Genomic DNA, 17,580 nt, shown 5'->3' on the forward strand with positions numbered 1-17,580 from the left:
GAATGTTGTCTAGTCTTAATTGCCGCAATGAGCATCGGAAGCTCGCCTGTCTCATAAGCAGGAGGTTGTTGGTTCAACTCCAACTGTGGCAATTTAGCGGAAACGCTGTTTTTTTATTTAAATGCTAATTAGAGGTATTGAAATGGATATTAAACAAATACCAATTACGGACGTGGTGCCGTATAACAAGAACCCACGAAACAATGACGGTGCAGTTGAAAGCACAGCAAATTCTATTAAGGAGTTTGGCTGGCAGCAACCAATCGTGGTGGATAAAAACAATATCGTTATTGTCGGACATACCCGATTAAAGGCTGCTGAAAAATTAAAGCTAGACACAGTGCCTGTATTAGTCGCTGATAACTTATCAGAAGAGCAAGTAAAAGCTTATCGACTGGTTGATAATAAGACCGGTGAGTTAGCTGACTGGGATATGGCTCTGTTGAACGAGGAATTAGAAGGTATCGCAGAATTAGATATGGATGATTTCGGGTTTGAACTAGCAGAAGATGCAGAAGAAGTGGTAGATGATGACTTTGATGTAGAAGTACCAGATGAACCTACATCAAAGCTCGGACAAATCTATCAATTGGGTAACCACCGACTAATGGTTGGTGACAGTACCGACACAAAGCAAGTAGAAGCGCTTATGGGCGGACAACAAGCAGATCTATTAGTTACAGATCCACCATACAATGTTGCCCTTGGTATGGGTGGTTCGGTTGATGAAGCTAGAAAACGTCACAGAAGAACTGATGGCTTAGTTATTATGAACGACAAAATGGAGGATTCTAAATTTAGAGAGTTCCTCGTTTCTGTCTATACAGCCGCAAAAAACAATATGAAGGCTGGTGCTTCATTCTATATTTGGCATGCTGATTCAGAGCGGTTCAATTTTGAAGGAGCAGCAAAGGATGTCGGCTGGCAAGTACGTGAAACTTTGATTTGGAATAAAAACTCAATAACACTTGGTCGCCAAGACTACCAGTGGAAACATGAGCCATGTCTTTATGGTTGGAATGAGGGTGGATCACACGCATGGTATTCAGACCGTAAACAAAGCACAGTACTTAATTTTGATAGGCCCACATCCAGCAAGTTACACCCAACGATGAAGCCAGTGCCATTATTTGATTACCAAATTAAAAATAGTTCAAAGCAGGGAGACCTTGTATTAGACCTATTTGGTGGATCGGGTACAACAATGATTGCCTGCGAACAAAACGGCCGCCATGCATATTTAATGGAATTAGACCCTAAATACACAGACGTAATCATTACTCGTTGGGAAGAGTTCACTGGTAAGAAAGCAGAGCTGGTACAAGAATAATAGATGTTTGTCACACAAGGCAGGAACAAAAACGTTTCTGTCTTTTTTATTTGGTTAGTAAGGAGGTGTACATGTGTCAACCGGACAGTACCAGAAGTGGCTAGAACCAGAGAATTTAACGTTACTTCGTGGCTGGAAAATGAAGGGGCTTACTGATGAACAAATAGCCCGTAATATAGGAATTGCAGCGCGAACATTAGAACGTTGGAAGGTGTCATATAGTCAGATACGTCATGCTTTAAAAATAGGAAAAGAACAAGCCAATTATGCAATCGAAAATAAACTGTTTGAGAAAGCACAAAAGGGCAATATTACTGCTATGATTTTCTGGTTAAAGAATAACTACCGAGAGAAATACACGGACAGTACTTTGACATCAGAAGAACGTCTAGCAAATGTGCAACGAACACGTAAATTAAAAGCTGAAGCTGATATAGCAGAGGCAAGAGCAGCCCGATTTGATAAGGATCAGTCGAGTGAAGAAGTAATACTAGCAAAGATTATGGACGCATTGGAGGTGGGTAATTTGAATGATGAAGAAGTTGAGTCTTAAAAGAGCTTATACACCTAAGCAGCGTAAAGTTCTAAAAATTGCTATGTCTGATGATTTCAGAACGCTGATATTAGACGGTGCCGTTCGTACTGGTAAGACGGTAGTCAATAATGATGTGTTTATGCATGATGTATTACGGGTAAGCCGTATTGCTAAGCGGAATAAAGATTTTAGCCCACAATACATCTTGGCTGGTTATTCTAGTAAGACGTTGGCTAACAATGTTATCAATGAATTAACAAAGAAATACGGTTGGGAGCCAAAGTATGACAAGCACGGTAGTTTTAAACTATTCGGTGTAAAGATTGTCGTTGCCTTTACGAATTCTGAACGTGGTGTTGGTGCCGTTCGTGGTATGACTGCTTATGGTGCTTATATAAACGAAGCATCCCTTGCTAATCGTGCTGTTTTTGATGAAATCTTGTCTCGTGCGTCAATGCCTCATTCACACATTTTGCTAGATACCAACCCCGATTCACCAACTCACTGGCTGAAAAAGGAATATATCGACAACAAGGATCCTGAAGCAGGCATTAAACGAGTACATTTTGTTATTGATGACAACACATTCTTGGCCCCTGATTACGTGAAGCATCTAAAAGCTGAAACACCAACGGGTATGTATTATGACCGTAAGATATTAGGCTTATGGGTCAATGGTGAAGGTGCTGTTTATCGAGACTTTGATGAGAAAAAGCATTTTATTACCAAAGATGAAGTGCCACCATTAACTAATTATTTTGCTGGCGTTGACTGGGGATATGAACATTCAGGTGTTATCCAAGTATGGGGTGAAACTGATGATCATAAATATTACTTAGTCGAAGAACATGCAGCGCAACATGAAGAGATTGATTACTGGGTCGATATTGCCTTAGATGTTAAGAAACGCTATGGTGACATCCCCTTTTGGTGTGATTCGGCTCGGCCTGAACATGTCGCTAGATTCATTAACGAGGATTTAGATGCACGCAATGCTGACAAAAAAATCATGAAGGGCGTGGAAGATGTCGCTAAGATGATTAAAGCCAATCGTTTATTTGTGGTTCGAACAGCTGCTAAAGAGTTTGAGAGTGAAATCTTTGACTATGTTTGGGATGAGAAAAAGGGCGTGCCTGTTAAAGAAAACGACCACGCAATGGATACCACACGTTACGCAATACATAACCATATCAGAGATGATAATGAAGTTGAAATTTTGGAGGGTATTTTCTAATGACGATAAATTTTAATAGTGATCGGTTGTCGTCTGACGAAAACCATGTCTTTTATTCTGAAAGCATTGGGGATGACTTGCCAGTTGAAACTGATGTGAATGAGCTGATTAGTATTCATGCTAATCGACTGAACAACCGATACAACCGATTAATGAATTATTATTTAGGCAAGCACAGTATCATCCGTAAACTAGCCAAGGCAAAGGGCAAGCCAGATAACCGATTAGTCATTAACTTTGCAAAAGAATTGGTCGACAATGAAGTTGGGTTCTTTGCTGGAACGCCAGTGAAGTTTGATTATGACGACAATGGTCAAGAGAACAAGGAACTTGATCAGCGAATTGCTGATTTTGTTGCGATTAATGATTTAACCGACACGATTGCAGAGTTGGCCAAGCAAGTTGATATTTTTGGTCGGTCATATACGTTGCTTTATCAGGATGAAGATAGCAACACCAGAGTGGCACCAATCGACCCACGCAATGCTTTTGCGGTTTATGGTACACAAATTGGTGCACCCATTGAATATGCCGTGTATTACACGCAACGACAACACAATGGCACAATCAGTGGTACGCTGTACACAAAACATTCAGTAGTAACGTTCCATGGTAGTGCATCAGCTGGTATTCAGTACGATGAAGTAACTGATAACCTATTCACTAACGTGCCGTTGGTTGAATTCTTTGCCTCGATTGAGCGACAAGGACTATTCGAGCAAGTAATTAGTTTGATTGATGCTGTAGACATGGCAATGAGTAATAAGGGTAACGACATTGATTACTTCAGCAACACGATTATGAAAGTAGTCAATGCTAAAATCAAAAAAGAAACGGTTGATGAGATGATTGATAAACGATTAATCAATGTGCCGTCTGTTGATGCAGATAGACCAGTTGATATTGATTTTCTCAACAAACCCGATGCTGATTTAATTCAGGAACATTTTTTAGACCGTGCTATTGATGCCATTTATACCAAGTCAAACGTTGCTAATTTCAATGATGATGTGTTTGGTAATGCATCCGGTACGGCATTAGAGTTTAAGCTGCAGTCGATGAGCAATGCAGCAAATATGAAAGAGCGGAAGTTCAAGTTAGCAATTAGGCAGCTATTTAAGTTAGCCTTTGCGATTGGTGCAACTTTGCCGCTTGATATGACTGGTGAGTTAGCTAAAAACGTCAAAGCAACGTTCAAACGGACAGTTCCCCATAACGTCCAAGATGAAGCAACAACTGCTAAGACATTGCTTGATGTGGTTGACCGTAAGACAGCTATTTCTGCTATTTCAACAGTTGATGATCCTGATGCCGTTATTAAGGCACGGGATGAGGAGCAACGCAACAATGCTAACAATGCCTTAGCAAGTCTAGAGAATGTCAGCGAGAATGATTTCAAAGGTGGTGACAAGTAATGCGAGACATTGACGAAAAGCACCACATGCTAGAAACCATGAAGCAAGATTATGACATCAACGTTGGCCTTGAACGGGCAGCAGACAAGTATATCAAACGAATTAGCGCTGAATTAAGCGCTTTTTTTGTTGCTCATGAAAAAGATGATCATATCGACACGTCTATCTTACGTAAATCGCCCACAATTCACGATTTAACGCAGTTAAAAACGTTGGCTAAGGAATTATCCAAGATTAACGAAATCAACGTTAAAAAGCGAAAAATGATGTATTTAAGCATGGGTACGACTGACATGGAATTGTATTTGCAATCATTAATGGGTTTGATGATGTTACCAATGGCTAATCAGGCGTTTCAACTCATGGAAAAGACGTTGTTAAATGAGTTTCGTGACGAATATCAACGCCAATTAGACGATTTGGGTATTGATAAACCATTGACTATGGCAAAAATGCGGGAATTGTCTCATCAAGCGTTTGACAATAAAAAGCCCGTGAATGCGTTCTGGCAGTCGTTTGATAAGATACTGGCTAACTTATCGGTTGAGTTAATTAAAGCCGTCCAGCAAGGTGTCAGTGCGAAAGATTGGGCAAAGATTGTCGGAGGTAGGTAGTGATGAGTGAAGATAAATACGATAACTACACCGATGATGATTTTCTGGTTGATCTAAATGCTTATGCTGATCAACGAGATGCTGAACAAGCAGAAGATAATGCTGAATTAAAGCAACATCTAGGTGAAATGGTCGGTGGTTTCCTTGGTGTTTGGTGGTATTTGCGAGCGTTTGGTGCTGCTTCATCTCGCAATATCCGGACTTATGCTGCAGTTGTTGATAAAAAGGCTAAACTAACAGCTTGGGAAACGGCTGATGACCAGATTAACCAGGAGCATCCCCATTTTCAGAGCAAAGTCACGATCATGAATGAATTTGGCGCTTGTAGTAAGTGCTTGCCATATCTCGGCAGTGACTACACATTGGCAGAAGCTAAGAGTTTAGTACCGTTTCATTACAACTGCCGCTGTACTATTGTGAGAGATACGAGTGACTTTGATTCCGTGATTGCTGGTACAGCTGCTGGATTATTAACACGCAAGGAAGATAACCAACCAGATAGTAATCCAATCACAGATAGGGAACTACAAGATGCATCAGAATGGTTTACATCAACAGGCGGACTTATTATAACTGATGATGAATCTGTCAGAATGTTGGATTATTTTGGTATTGAGGCATCTGCTCATGATGGGTACACTATTTCACTTCGCCCAAATCCTAATCGAGCAGCAGTTTATGAGGAGCTTTATCACGCAAAGCAATATCGAGATGGTATAATTACAGATGCAGGAGAGTCTAGATTAAAAGCTGAAATAATGACTCAACATTATTTGTTAGATAATGCAAAAATGTTGAAACTATCCGACTATGAAATAATGGTCACAAGAAAAGCACTCAATGATTGGGAGGCAGATTTAAATGAGTTTTACAATAAAAACGGTATTTCCAATCGCTGGCAATACGGTCATTGAACTTAACGATATGCCAACCATTTCGTTGGGGCAATTTGTTACTATTGATGATACAAAGGCAAAGGTTGTTGGCATACCGATGTTACCATCTGGAAAATATGCAATTGAGGTTGATAAACCTATTAATGTCGGGCAAAAATTATATTTATAAAAATCTACTAAAACGCTTAGTTATCACAACTAGGCGTTTTTATTATGCCCAAAACGTGCTTATGGCTTAAAACTGTGCAAGGAAATATAGGCGACGGCCTTAAAACGGAGGTAAAAACATGGCTGAAGAGAATAACGGTGTACAAGGACAAGCACAAGGGCAACAAGGTGCTGCTGCAGATGGTAATGACGTGACTTTTACAGAGGAGCAACAGGCGCATGTTAATGCAATGATTGCTGATCGTCTGTCTCGTGCTGACAAGTCCAATGAATCAAAGCTGCAAAAAGCGCTTGCTGATGCTCGTGCTAAGTGGGATGAAGAGCAAAAAGAAGCAGCTGACATTGCATCAATGTCTGATAAGCAACGTCAAGAACATGAGCAAGAAAAGGCTAATGAGGCATTGACTCAAGCACAAGCTGAGGCGGATAAGTTACGTGCTGAATTAAATCATACCAATATGGTGAATGAGGCAAGTAAGATGTTGGCTGATAAGGGCTTTACGGCTGATGAAGAGACATTAAACTTTGTTGTTCGTGACACGGCAGAGGATACGACACAAGCAGTGACGGCATTTGCAAAACTTGTTGATGACAAAGTGGAAGCTAAGCGACAAGAAGCTTTGCACGGCCAAACACCCAACAATGCGAGTGCCAGTCAAGGACAGGGTAAGTCCTTTGGTGCACAAATGGCTGAAAAGTCTAACAGTCGTTCTCTCAGCGGTGTTGCTGATGATTTCTTTGGCACAAAAGCCAAGTAAAAGGAGGATATACGCATGAAGTATACGAAAACTACTGCTGATCAAATTAATTGGTTAGCATCGACACATTTGCAATCATTTACTGAATCAGCTGATGCTGAATACGTAAGTGGTGCGGTGTTTAAGAAAGACAACGTGGCGATCGGATTGGTTCTAAACGATGTTAAGGGCTCAACTGATGATCCAATGCCTGCTGCAGTAATGGTTGAAGGTTGGGTACTAGAAGATCGTTTGCCTGCTGCATTGTCTGCTGACGACAAAACAGCCTTGAAAGCTGTCGGAATTAAATTCCGTGGGGATGTTCCTGCAGCTGCAACAGCACCATCGGAAGGATAAGGTAATTTAAATTATGGCAAGTATTTTTGATTTATTTCCACACCAAGATATCTTGGACTACACCAAGGTGGTGACAACTCCTAATTTGCTAGGAGCGGAATTATTTCCAGCACGTAAGGTGCAATCAAACGATATCAAGATTTTAACATCAGGAACTAAGACACCAGTCATTGCTCATGTTCATGCATTTGATACTGAAGCAGAACTTGGTGATCGTACAGCGCAAGTATCAGAAACTGAACCATTCTTCCTAAAGAAGAAGTTTGCGCTTAAAGAAGATGATTTGGTTAAGTTACGCAACCCACGTACGCCTGCAGAACAAGCTTATATTCAAGGGACTGTTTATGACGACATGGGTAACTTGATTAAGTCACTGGATGCCGCTACTGAATTAATGCGTATGCAAGCTTTGATGTCAGGTAAGATTACCGTTAAAGATGCTCAAGGTGGCTCATATAAGGTCGATTATGGTATTGGAGCTGATCATAAGGCCTCTACTAACTTCGCTGATGAATCAGTAGACCCTATTGAAACGATCTTGGCATGGGCCGATAAGGTTGATGTTGCGCCAACTCGTGCAATTATGTCTACAAAGGCGTTAATGGCATTGCGTAAGAACCCACACGTTGTTGCTGATATCTTTGGTTCAAACAACGGTCGTACAGTGTTGCAATCTGACTTGGATGCATTTATGCAAGCTAATGGGTTGCCAGTATTACGTGCTTATCGTGGTAAGTATGCTGATACTGATGCAAAGGGTAAGCGTACAGTTTCAAACTATGTTGCTGATAATCAATTCGCAATGTTTGCTGATGGAACTGTTGGTGAGACAGTTTATGGTGTTACTCCTGAAGAGTCTCGTGCCATTGCTGATGGTGCTGTTCAAGCTTCACAAGTAGGTAACATCTTTACTGAAATGTTTGACGAAACCAATGACCCAATTCGCACGATCATTAAGGCATCAACTATGGTTGTGCCGACGCTTGCTCAAGCCGACAATATTTTCCAAGCCACTGTTTTGTAAGGAGGTGGGCTAAATGGATACAGTAACTGATCAAAATACAGTTGCAGAAATTAAGGCGTATCTAGATGCACACAATATCGCTTACTCTTCTAGCGCAACTAAAGCTGATTTGTTGGCATTAGTGTCCGCACAAGAAGATGGCGCAGAACCAACTGATACAACTAGCGAAAAGCCAACTGATGATACCGATTCTGGGGATGAATCAACTGAACCAGATCAACCAGCAGAACCAATTAAGGTATCGTCGTTTGACCTCGATAAAACGTTATTATCTGGTGAAGTTGGCGGCACTGAAGTCGTGACTTTGTCAAATATCCAACCGACGAATGCTACCGATAAGACGGTCGGGGCAGTTTTGGATGACGGTTCAATTGTTAGCGTCCAGGACAATGGTGATAGCACATACACCGCTAATTTCTTATCTGCTGGATCAACGACCATTCATTGGAAATCTCGTGACGATGGTGCCACTCTTGCAGTCCCAGTAACTGTCACTAAATCAGTGCCAACTGCGCCTGAGTTGCAACCATGGGAGATTATGTTAATCAATCATGAGAGTGCACCTTATCCAGTACCTCCAACTGATACCTATACGGTTCAAGCTGGTGAAACGTTAGCAGATATTGCAACAGCACATATGATGAGTTTGGCACGATTGAAAAAGTTAAATGGCTTGACTATTAATGTATTGCCAGCTGGTCGTGTGATTCGTCTATCTTAGAAAGCGTGGTCATATGGTCGATGTTCAAAATGTGATTAAGCGTATTAAACGCAATACAAAGCTTGATGATGAAGAATTGCTCGCTGAAATTGCACAAGATGCTATTGGTAACGCAACAGCTGATGGTTTTACTGGATCAAAGCTAGAAATAGCTGCCGGTTGGTTAGGTTCCCATTATGCCTCACTGATTAGTGGGGCAAATAGCAATGTCAAAAAGCAAACATTGGCTGATATGTCCGTTGAATATCAAAGTAACGGTGGTTCATCAACTTATTTAGTTGAATATGAACGTATGCGGGACTTGTTAAATGGTGGATCTAATCAAGTGGAATTCATTTAGGATGTGAGCTTATGGATATTAGTTTTAGTACAGAGGTTGAATCGAATGTTGATGAGCTAGATGAGGCAATTGCTCGTTTAGAACAACTTGACGGCAAGACAGCTGAGGCAGGACTATTTGGTGGCTTTGCTGCTAAAAAAGCAACGTGGCAAGAATATGGGACGAGCAGGGGCATACCTGCACGTCCTTTTTTGCGCAACACCCAATACGAGAATGAAAATCAGTGGAGCCAGAAAACTGGTCAGGATATTATTCAAGTGTTTGAAGGTGGTTTATCAAGTAGCGCTGTATTGTCAAAACTTGGCATACTCATGGTTCAAGATATTCGTAAAACGATTGATGCTGGTGATTTTGCACCACTTAGCCCAGCCACAATTGCTAAAAAGGGCAGCAGTAAGCCGTTGGTTGATACTGGTGACATGTATGGTGCAATCACGCATAGGGAGAGTTAAATATGGCTTTTTATTTAGACATGAGCGCACTGATCGACATGTTTGGTACCAAATTAACGGTACTGACCAATAGTGATGATGGTGAATGGATAGACGGTATTTGGCATCAAACAGAAAGTAAAGAAATTGATTTGTACGAGCCATTCTTAACGTTCAATATCAACTCAACACTATTGTCTGGTCAATTAATGTCTGCAGAAACAGGAGAGTTTAGTACTGATAAGGCTTATTGGTTTTCAGAAAATGATTATGCCATCGGGACCAGGGTAAAACACAATGATGAGTTATATCGGGTTACTGGCAAGCAAGATTATAGTGATTATTCAAATATCCTGGAGTATGAGTTAAAGAAAGAGAGCCCAAACAATGAGCAAACTTGATGAAATCAATAGTTTTGATTATGCAAAGCTAAACAAAGTCTTTTCGTCAATTGCTACAGACAAGCTTGAACTGGTGTTGACTGAAGCTAATGGTGGTGGGCATCAACCTGAAGGTACCTTTATTTCATTCGACATCATCAGTCCATACATTCCCATTGATGAGTATTTTGATGTGACACAGAAAGAAGCGTTTGAAGCTGTTGTTAGTTTTACGTTGTTCGATATCAGTAAAACCAACGCTTTGTTTGCTGCACAAGCATGGCGTAAAACATTGACACAGTTTGATGTAGATATTCAGTTGCGACAACAAGGCATTATCATTGCGGAAATAATGCCTACTAATATCCGTTCTATTCCAGAACAAGTTTTTGACAAACATATGGTTGGCTTTGACGTTCGATTACGCTTACAAGAAACATATACAGATGACACCATTGATCCAATCAATGATGTGGAAGTAAAAAAGAGAGGTTAATTCATGGCAAATGAAAATTTGGACGTTCAAGTCATTTTGGACGTTATCAATCCTGCATCTCCAATCAATTTGGGGAATTTAGCGGTATACGTTGTGGCAGATACAGCCAATTCAGAAGAGGTACTGCCTGATACGCAATTACATTCAGCTGACGATATTGCAAACCTTGGTTTGGCAGTTAATGCAGCAACTGAAGCAGTGATCAATGCATACTTTGCACAAGAAAATCATGGTGATACAGTTTATCTTTACGGTATTGAATCATCTGTTGATCAATCAACGACTAAGGATAAGGTGCAAGGGACCTTAACTGACGGTTGGGAGTTTGCAACAATGATTTCGACAACATCATTAGATACAGTAGTGTTAACTAATGCTATTGAATCATATGGGCGTAAGTTAGCTGTATTGGGGATGGATATCAATCTATCAACAGCAAAGGTAAGTGATATTGCATCAATTACTGATGCACCGTTCTATGGAAACGAACGCACCATCGTGTTCATTGCCAATCGTGAAGCGGGCACTACTGAAAAGTACAAGAGTGTTGGGGCTTTGATTGGTGCACTAGGTAATTCGCAACCAGGTTCTATTACTTGGAAGTTTAAGAAGTTAAAGGGCATTACCGCTACCCAAGTTAACGGCACTGTCGTTGCTAAGGCTACAGAGATTGGTGCCGTGATGTACGTTTATAAGGCAGGCACTGCACAAATATCTGAAGGACTATCAACTGGTCTCGAGTACATTGATAATTTGCATTCAGATGACTGGGTACGTGCTGAAATTGAATCATCAATTCAAAACCTATTGCAAACAACTGATAAGTTACCATATGGGGCCCAAGGTATTGCACAATTGGAGGCTGCTGTCACAACTGTCTTGCGTACAGCAACTGAAAACGGTGTTGTTTTGGTTGACCCTGAAACAAACTCTGGCAAGTTCACTGTCACTGCTGGTTCACGAGAGGAGCAAGCAGCATCAGATATTGCTAGTCGTTCATATAAGGGCTTGTCATTTGATTACACTCGAGCTGGTGCAATTCATGATGTCACAGTCCATGGAACAATCGAAAATGTTTAGTGAGGTAATTAGAAATGGCAGATATTCCAGTTTATAATGCGAAAGATGTTGTTTTAACAATTAACAACATTGTTATACAAGGATTTCAAGATGGTGATATGATTTCCTACACAATTAAGGAAGATCGTGTACAAACAGAAGTTGATGCACAAGGTTACCCATCAATTGCAATCAACAACAACCGTTTGGGACAAATTACAATCAATTTGTCAGGTAATTCAGCATCACATAAGTATCTTAATAGCTTGGCTAATGCAAATAAGATTGTGCCAATTGTTATTAAGACAAAGAACGAAAAGATTACAGGTAATCAAGCAATCATTGCTAAGCCTGCTGACGGTCAATTTGGTAAGCAAACGCCTAAGCGTACTTACACGATTGAAGTCTTGGATATGGACGTTCAGGTTGTTGCTTAGATCATAAATTTTTAGGCGTTTAAGGTTCGATTCCTTAAGCGCTTTTAGTTTGCATTCGCAAACATAAACTTACATTTACACAGGGCTGGTGCCCATATTTTGGAGGATTTAAATCATGGCAGAAGAATTACAAGCAACTCAAGCAGCACAACCAACTCTCGCAGAACAAGTGCAACAGCAATCGGTACAAATTCCAGAGGTTGCTAAGCCAGTTTCAAAGTTTGGCCAACAAAAAGAAGTTGAAATTAAGCGTGCAGATGGTGGCGTTGATAAGTATCTATTGCAATATCCAGGTATTCGCAAGGCAATGGAAATTATTGATAATTCAACGATGCCTAATGGGCAATTAGCTCGTTCAATTTTTGCGGACCAATTGCTAGAGCATGTCGTTGTTCAACCAGCTAATTTATCACTGGATGACTTTGACGAACGAGAAGGGATTAATCAGTTGATTGATGCAGCTGATGAGTTTCTTGGCGAGCTCTGGAAGTAAAAAATATTTAAGTGATCAATTATTAGAATCTGAATTAGATAAGGAATGGCCCTATGTTTGGCCTGTTTATCAAGGTGTTGCGACTGCTGAAGAAGTCGACAAAGCAACACTTCAAAAGTTACAGTTTCTAAATGGATTAGCAGATAGGAAACAGGAATCATTAGCCAATGCGATTGCTATTGCAGTAGCTAATGTCATGTTTCCTAAAAACTAAGCACATATCGAAAGGGTGGTGGAATTAATGGGATATACCACGACAATTAAAGCGCAAGCTGAGGTTAGCGGACTTGGCGAGTTAAAAAAAGCCAGTTCTGCAATTAAGGAACTTAATGAAGCCGCCCGTGCACTTAGCTCAGTTCGTGCAACTAATATGTCATCAGGATTTACGAAAGTAATTTCTGAAGCAAATAAGGCAATTGAAGCATATAAGCGAGTATCAAGTGCAGCAAAAATAGTAGCAGAGGCACAAAAGACGGCCTCTGCCACTGATACATACAGTAAACAAGTCGCTGGAATCAACAAAGTAACAGATGCATACAAACGTCAAGGAACCGCATCTAAGGAAAGTGATGCAGCATCTACAAAAGCAATTTTAAATGCTGAAAAAATATCTCAAGCACAATCTAAGAGTGTAGAGATGGCAGCGAAAGCAGCATCCGCACAATCTCGACAGGCTGAAGGGCTTGCTAAAGTTGCATCTGCTCAATCAAAAGCTGAAGAATATGCAATCAGAGCGGCAAATGCGCAAGACAAAGAAACGGCTGCAATATCAAAGTCTGTTGCACAAGCTGATAAATTGGCATCAGCACGACAAAAAGACTTAGCACTTGCTGAAAAATACACTGCACAGACTAATCAGATCAATAAGCAAGCTGCTATGTATGGTGCTGGTGGCACTGGAACTAAAGGTGGTAAAAAAACAGGTCGCATACGTGAAGCACTTGGTACTGGCTTGTCAATGTTTGCACCATCTATGCTTTTGGCTAGTGGCATTATGGGTGCTGCAAGCGGAGTAAAACAGTTGGTTTCTGGCAGTTTTGACATGTTAAAAGACCGACAAAACGGTCAGGCAATGTGGGCAACTTCTATTCAGGATGCGCATAGTAATGTTTCTGGTAAACAGCTAAACCAGCAATCAGTTGGTGCTAATAATTCAATTATGAAAACTAGCTTGAAAGCTGGAAATAGTTTTACAGAAGGTAATGCAATTGCCAAGCAAATTTACTCATCAGATGCTGGTGTGTATTCTGGTAATTTAAAGAAAACTAATTCCATGCTAAAAGGTATGTTTAATATTCAAGATGCCAACGCTTTAACAGACGGTGAGATGCAACGCTTCCGAACTGCTGTTGGCAACATTGGTGATACCGGTAAGATGTCAGCCTTTCAAGCAAAGTCATTGAATTTGTTAGACGGTAAAATCACTCGATCAATTCGTAAGGAATATAAAAGAGAGACCGGTCATGAACTTGGTAAGAACTCTGCTGGTAATTGGGACTGGGGTAAAGTTACTGCAGAGACAGCTTTCAGAGGTATCGATCGTTACGGTAATTCTGGTGGTGTTGGTAAAGCATCTGAGCGCTACAATGCAACATTGCCTGGAATGTTACGTTCAGGAAAGTTTGCTGCATTATTTGCTGGTTCTGAGATTATGGATCAATTTGGTAAAAAAGTTGGTAAGAGTGGTGGTTTCAGTAATTTAATTGGTAATCTGTCTAAAGAATTTACAGACTTTGACAAAATTAAAGGATTTGCTGATAAAGCTTCTTCAGTTCTTAGTTCAGCAGCTAATGTACTAGGTACTGGAATTTCTGAAATTACAAGCGTTGCCCAATCAGCATGGAAGGGTACTAGTTTATTTAGAAAAGGTTTTGGAAAGGGATTTGTTGATGAATTTGGCAAGATAAAAGATACATTATCAAGCATTGGCTCATTCATTGGCGACTCAATCGGTGCTGTTCAAAAAATGCTTCCAAAAGGTAGTGGCAAAATGATGGAAGATATCGGCAGTGGTGCTGGTAAAGTATCTGCCTTGTTACTAGCTTTGAAAGGTGCATCTAAATTGCCAGTAGTTGGTAAATTATTTGATGGCTTAGTTGGCAAAGCTGGCAAATTATTAGGCAAAGTGCCTCTAATTGGTGGCTTATTATCTAAGATATTTGGAAATGGTACAAAAAGTACCGCAGCTGTAACAATGATGACTGCAGCAGATACGATGATGGCAGCTGCTAATAAAATGAATGGCACTGGTAATGGTTCAGGAGCTGGTGGCGATTATGTTACTGGATCCGCAGTATCAGGTAAAGGTAAATTTACATTAGGACAGAAACTGGCAAATTCAAAATTTGGTTCAATCATTGATAAGACATTTCTGAAAGGTGCATCACTTGCTGGTAAGGGCGGAATTAAAGGCGGTCTTGGAAAACTACTCATGGGTGGTGCTTCAGGATTAGGAAAGCTATCACTTGGCGGTGCTGGTTTATTAACTAAGTTTGGTAAGACAGGACTTGGTAAGTTTTTAGGCGGTTCGGGTAAATTACTTGGTGCTATTGGTAAACGTGGAGCTGGTGGTTTGAATGCCTTATTTGCTGGTTTTGATGTTTTCAGTGCTTTAAAGAACAACAAGGCAGGCACGACTGGTAGATATAAGGGTGTTGGCTCTGGTATCGGTGGCGGTGTTGGTGGAACTTTGGGTGCTGCACTAGGTTCATTGTTGGGGCCAGTTGGAACAATTGCTGGTGGTGCTTTAGGATCATGGGCTGGTGGTAAAGCTGGTTCATGGATAGGTGGCAAATGGAAAGGCATAAAACAAGGTGTTGGCGATAAATGGGGTGACATTAAAGAAGGTGCCAGTCGCTTATGGGGGAAAACTAAGCTAGGTGCCTCTGATTTATTTGGAAAGGCAAGCATTAAGTTTTGGGATATTAAGGACAAGCTAAGCGGTGCCTTCAAAGGATTAAATCCATTCAAAGGCTTCAAGATGCCGGATATCACTAAAGGTCTTAAAATGCCTAAAATTAGTAATCCATTTAAAGGCTTTAAGATGCCAAAAATTAGCCTGAAAAATCCATTTAAAGGGTTCAAAATACCCAAATTAAGTAATCCGTTCAAAGGTTTTAAAGTACCTAATTTAACAAAAGGATTAAAGCTACCAAAGATAAGCAATCCATTTAAAAACTGGAAAATGCCAAAAATTAAGATGCCTAAGTTCAAGATTAAGAACCCATTCAAGGACCTTAAACTTCCTAAATTTATGAAAAGCAACCCATTCAAAGGATGGAAGATGCCTAAAATTAAGTTTCCAAAGGCGCCAAATTGGCTAAAGAAAATCACTGGCTGGTCTAAAGGTGCTAATAAAGCAAAAAAGGAAACTGATGGTGCTAACAAGTCGACCAAGGCATCTTCTAAGCATTTAAAAAATGCTGGTAAGGATGGTAAGAATGCTGGTAAATCAATTGGTGGTTCATTTAAAAAGGCGTTTGATAAGGCTGGTAAATCAACAAGTAAGTTTAGTAAGTCAGTTGGTAAAGCATTTAAGGGTATTGGCAAATCTGGTAAAAGCTCAATGAGCAAAATTGCTTCAAGCATTAAATCAGGTATGAACAAAGCCAAGCGTACTGTCAAATCAGGTGCAAAGGGCATTACAAGTGCTTTGAAGTTTAAGAATGTTGGTAAATCAGCAAAATCTGCATTTAGTAAATTGAGTTCGTCTGTTCGTAGCGGTATGAATAAGGCTAAACGAGCAGCTAAAAGTGGTTCTAAAGGAATTACTAATTCGATAAAGTCTGGTTTGCGTGGAGTAAGCCGTGCTGGTAAGAGTTCGTTTAATAAACTAAGTTCAAGCGTACGAAGTGGCATGAATAAGGCTAAGCGTGCTGCACGTTCTGGAGCCAAAGGCATTGCAAGTTCTGTTAAATCAGGACTAAACAAGGTTGGTAGCGCTGGTAGAAGTAGCTTTAATAAGTTTGCCAGTTCAGTTCGTAGTGGCATGAACAAAGCCAAGCGTTCGGCTAGATCAGGAGCTAACGGCATCGTTAGCGCTATTAAATCAGGTATGAATAAGGCATCATCCGCTGGTCGTGGTGCTATGAGTAAATTTAGTAGCTCAATTAAAAGCGGTATGAGCAAGGCTAGAAGTGCTGCACGTTCGGGCGCTAACCAAATATCATCTGCAATTAAGAGTGGTTTATCAAAGGCAGCCAGTGCTGGAACCAGTGCCATGAATAAGCTATCAAGCACGATTACAAGTGGGATGAATAAAGCAGTTAGTTCAGCTAAGTCTGGTGCTAATAAAATCACAGAGGCACTGAAGTCTGGATTTGCTAAAGCAGTTTCAGCTGCTCAATCAGCAACGTCAAAGATTGCTTCATCAATGAATAAGATTGGTTCAAGTGCTAGTTCTGCCTCTGCAAAGGTTCGGGCATTAGCTGCAGATATTAATGGTTTAAAATCTAAGACTGTTACGATCACCGTGAATACCAAAGGTAAGGTACCACACGCTAAGGGTACAAGTGGTGCTCGTGCAGCATTCGCTTCAATCATGCCTGGTTATGCTAAAGGCACTAAGGGTGGCGGACATCCTGGTGGACTTGCTCTGGTTAATGATTCAAAGACATCTAACTGGCGTGAGGCCTTCATGTTGCCTGATGGATTAGTTGGTATTTTCCCTAAGAAACGCAACTTAACAGTGCCATTGCCAACAGGTACACAAGTACTAAATGGTGACGACACGAAGAAGATGTTCCCACATTATGCAAAGGGTACTGGTGGTGCTAAACCAAGCATTAAGCAAGGTGCAACTATTAATGTGACAGTCAATATTAACGGTAGTGCATCGGCAAATGATGCCAACACGATTGCTAATACGATCGGCGAGAAGTTGTTAACAGTTATGCAGCCACAAATGATTTAGG

At 40.6% G+C, this 17,580-nt stretch carries 19 protein-coding genes, 1 tRNA gene and 1 pseudogene; all 21 read left to right on the forward strand.

Features of this window, described 5'->3' with window-relative positions; all coding sequences use genetic code 11:
- The first annotated feature begins 20 nt into the window (after positions 1-20).
- The 21 genes and pseudogenes from FFM62_RS00465 (at position 21) to FFM62_RS00565 (ending at position 17,579) form a co-directional block, all read left to right on the forward strand.
- Positions 21-92 (forward strand) — tRNA-Met (locus FFM62_RS00465).
- A 50-nt stretch (positions 93-142) separates the two neighbouring features.
- Positions 143-1,330: a DNA modification methylase gene (locus FFM62_RS00470; RefSeq protein WP_115470389.1), complete on the forward strand. Its 1,188-nt coding sequence runs from the start codon at positions 143-145 to the stop codon at positions 1,328-1,330.
- A gap of 73 nt (positions 1,331-1,403) precedes the next feature.
- A complete protein-coding gene (locus FFM62_RS00475; protein ID WP_115470390.1) occupies positions 1,404-1,883 on the forward strand; it encodes a small terminase subunit in 480 nt (159 codons plus the stop codon).
- The gene (locus FFM62_RS00480) at positions 1,861-3,099 is read left to right on the forward strand and encodes a PBSX family phage terminase large subunit (RefSeq protein ID WP_240005885.1); all 1,239 of its coding nucleotides are present in this window, start codon (positions 1,861-1,863) and stop codon (positions 3,097-3,099) included. Before FFM62_RS00475 ends, FFM62_RS00480 begins: the two co-directional genes overlap by 23 nt.
- The gene (locus FFM62_RS00485; protein WP_115470391.1) at positions 3,099-4,514 is read left to right on the forward strand and encodes a phage portal protein; all 1,416 of its coding nucleotides are present in this window, start codon (positions 3,099-3,101) and stop codon (positions 4,512-4,514) included. The genes FFM62_RS00480 and FFM62_RS00485 overlap by 1 nt, the downstream gene beginning before the upstream one ends.
- Positions 4,514-5,128 carry a hypothetical protein gene (locus FFM62_RS00490; protein ID WP_115470392.1) on the forward strand — a complete coding sequence of 205 codons (615 nt, stop codon included), beginning with the start codon at positions 4,514-4,516 and terminating at the stop codon, positions 5,126-5,128. Before FFM62_RS00485 ends, FFM62_RS00490 begins: the two co-directional genes overlap by 1 nt.
- A 2-nt stretch (positions 5,129-5,130) precedes the next feature.
- A complete protein-coding gene (locus tag FFM62_RS00495) occupies positions 5,131-6,042 on the forward strand; it encodes a hypothetical protein (RefSeq protein ID WP_115470393.1) in 912 nt (303 codons plus the stop codon).
- Positions 5,990-6,193 carry a hypothetical protein gene (locus FFM62_RS00500; protein WP_115470394.1) on the forward strand — a complete coding sequence of 68 codons (204 nt, stop codon included), beginning with the start codon at positions 5,990-5,992 and terminating at the stop codon, positions 6,191-6,193. Before FFM62_RS00495 ends, FFM62_RS00500 begins: the two co-directional genes overlap by 53 nt.
- A 118-nt stretch (positions 6,194-6,311) precedes the next feature.
- Positions 6,312-6,950, forward strand: coding sequence for a DUF4355 domain-containing protein (locus tag FFM62_RS00505; protein WP_115470395.1), 639 nt, complete (start codon positions 6,312-6,314; stop codon positions 6,948-6,950).
- 15 nt (positions 6,951-6,965) lie between these two features.
- The gene (locus tag FFM62_RS00510; protein ID WP_115470396.1) at positions 6,966-7,286 is read left to right on the forward strand and encodes a hypothetical protein; all 321 of its coding nucleotides are present in this window, start codon (positions 6,966-6,968) and stop codon (positions 7,284-7,286) included.
- 13 nt (positions 7,287-7,299) lie between these two features.
- Complete coding sequence (locus FFM62_RS00515; protein ID WP_115470397.1) at positions 7,300-8,310, forward strand: major capsid protein; 1,011 nt, start codon at positions 7,300-7,302, stop codon at positions 8,308-8,310.
- A gap of 25 nt (positions 8,311-8,335) precedes the next feature.
- Positions 8,336-8,434: pseudogene (locus FFM62_RS10240) on the forward strand (HeH/LEM domain-containing protein); the annotation flags it as partial.
- A 610-nt stretch (positions 8,435-9,044) separates the two neighbouring features.
- Positions 9,045-9,371, forward strand: a complete 327-nt coding sequence (locus tag FFM62_RS00525; RefSeq protein WP_115470398.1) for a hypothetical protein — start codon at positions 9,045-9,047, stop codon at positions 9,369-9,371.
- Between the two features lie 11 nt (positions 9,372-9,382).
- Positions 9,383-9,823, forward strand: coding sequence for a phage virion morphogenesis protein (locus FFM62_RS00530; protein ID WP_115470399.1), 441 nt, complete (start codon positions 9,383-9,385; stop codon positions 9,821-9,823).
- A 2-nt stretch (positions 9,824-9,825) separates the two neighbouring features.
- Positions 9,826-10,203, forward strand: coding sequence for a hypothetical protein (locus FFM62_RS00535; RefSeq protein WP_115470400.1), 378 nt, complete (start codon positions 9,826-9,828; stop codon positions 10,201-10,203).
- Entirely contained in the window at positions 10,190-10,678 is a 489-nt protein-coding gene (locus FFM62_RS00540; RefSeq protein WP_115470401.1) for a phage neck terminator protein, read from the forward strand. Before FFM62_RS00535 ends, FFM62_RS00540 begins: the two co-directional genes overlap by 14 nt.
- Positions 10,679-10,681: 3 nt before the next feature.
- The gene (locus tag FFM62_RS00545) at positions 10,682-11,758 is read left to right on the forward strand and encodes a DUF3383 family protein (protein ID WP_115470402.1); all 1,077 of its coding nucleotides are present in this window, start codon (positions 10,682-10,684) and stop codon (positions 11,756-11,758) included.
- Positions 11,759-11,772: 14 nt separating this feature from the next.
- On the forward strand, positions 11,773-12,174 hold the full coding sequence (locus FFM62_RS00550) for a phage structural protein (RefSeq protein WP_115470403.1): 402 nt from the start codon (positions 11,773-11,775) through the stop codon (positions 12,172-12,174).
- A 115-nt stretch (positions 12,175-12,289) separates the two neighbouring features.
- The gene (locus FFM62_RS00555) at positions 12,290-12,667 is read left to right on the forward strand and encodes a hypothetical protein (protein ID WP_115470404.1); all 378 of its coding nucleotides are present in this window, start codon (positions 12,290-12,292) and stop codon (positions 12,665-12,667) included.
- Positions 12,639-12,881: a hypothetical protein gene (locus tag FFM62_RS00560; RefSeq protein ID WP_115470405.1), complete on the forward strand. Its 243-nt coding sequence runs from the start codon at positions 12,639-12,641 to the stop codon at positions 12,879-12,881. The genes FFM62_RS00555 and FFM62_RS00560 overlap by 29 nt, the downstream gene beginning before the upstream one ends.
- 27 nt (positions 12,882-12,908) lie before the next feature.
- Positions 12,909-17,579: a hypothetical protein gene (locus tag FFM62_RS00565; RefSeq protein WP_115470406.1), complete on the forward strand. Its 4,671-nt coding sequence runs from the start codon at positions 12,909-12,911 to the stop codon at positions 17,577-17,579.
- Position 17,580 lies beyond the last annotated feature (1 nt).

Source organism: Weissella thailandensis, from assembly GCF_005405465.1.
Lineage (GTDB): Bacteria > Bacillota > Bacilli > Lactobacillales > Lactobacillaceae > Weissella > Weissella thailandensis.

Excerpts from the sequence above, each read along its gene's own strand:
- FFM62_RS00470 (WP_115470389.1), top strand. The coding sequence starts at position 143 with ATGGATATTAAACAAATACCAATTACGGACGTGGTGCCGTATAACAAG.
- FFM62_RS00480 (WP_240005885.1), top strand. The coding sequence starts at position 1,861 with ATGATGAAGAAGTTGAGTCTTAAAAGAGCTTATACACCTAAGCAGCGT.
- FFM62_RS00485 (WP_115470391.1), top strand. The coding sequence starts at position 3,099 with ATGACGATAAATTTTAATAGTGATCGGTTGTCGTCTGACGAAAACCAT.
- FFM62_RS00490 (WP_115470392.1), top strand. The coding sequence starts at position 4,514 with ATGCGAGACATTGACGAAAAGCACCACATGCTAGAAACCATGAAGCAA.
- FFM62_RS00495 (WP_115470393.1), top strand. The coding sequence starts at position 5,131 with ATGAGTGAAGATAAATACGATAACTACACCGATGATGATTTTCTGGTT.
- FFM62_RS00500 (WP_115470394.1), top strand. The coding sequence starts at position 5,990 with ATGAGTTTTACAATAAAAACGGTATTTCCAATCGCTGGCAATACGGTC.
- FFM62_RS00505 (WP_115470395.1), top strand. The coding sequence starts at position 6,312 with ATGGCTGAAGAGAATAACGGTGTACAAGGACAAGCACAAGGGCAACAA.
- FFM62_RS00510 (WP_115470396.1), top strand. The coding sequence starts at position 6,966 with ATGAAGTATACGAAAACTACTGCTGATCAAATTAATTGGTTAGCATCG.
- FFM62_RS00515 (WP_115470397.1), top strand. The coding sequence starts at position 7,300 with ATGGCAAGTATTTTTGATTTATTTCCACACCAAGATATCTTGGACTAC.
- FFM62_RS00525 (WP_115470398.1), top strand. The coding sequence starts at position 9,045 with ATGGTCGATGTTCAAAATGTGATTAAGCGTATTAAACGCAATACAAAG.
- FFM62_RS00530 (WP_115470399.1), top strand. The coding sequence starts at position 9,383 with ATGGATATTAGTTTTAGTACAGAGGTTGAATCGAATGTTGATGAGCTA.
- FFM62_RS00535 (WP_115470400.1), top strand. The coding sequence starts at position 9,826 with ATGGCTTTTTATTTAGACATGAGCGCACTGATCGACATGTTTGGTACC.
- FFM62_RS00540 (WP_115470401.1), top strand. The coding sequence starts at position 10,190 with ATGAGCAAACTTGATGAAATCAATAGTTTTGATTATGCAAAGCTAAAC.
- FFM62_RS00545 (WP_115470402.1), top strand. The coding sequence starts at position 10,682 with ATGGCAAATGAAAATTTGGACGTTCAAGTCATTTTGGACGTTATCAAT.
- FFM62_RS00550 (WP_115470403.1), top strand. The coding sequence starts at position 11,773 with ATGGCAGATATTCCAGTTTATAATGCGAAAGATGTTGTTTTAACAATT.
- FFM62_RS00555 (WP_115470404.1), top strand. The coding sequence starts at position 12,290 with ATGGCAGAAGAATTACAAGCAACTCAAGCAGCACAACCAACTCTCGCA.
- FFM62_RS00560 (WP_115470405.1), top strand. The coding sequence starts at position 12,639 with ATGAGTTTCTTGGCGAGCTCTGGAAGTAAAAAATATTTAAGTGATCAA.
- FFM62_RS00565 (WP_115470406.1), top strand. The coding sequence starts at position 12,909 with ATGGGATATACCACGACAATTAAAGCGCAAGCTGAGGTTAGCGGACTT.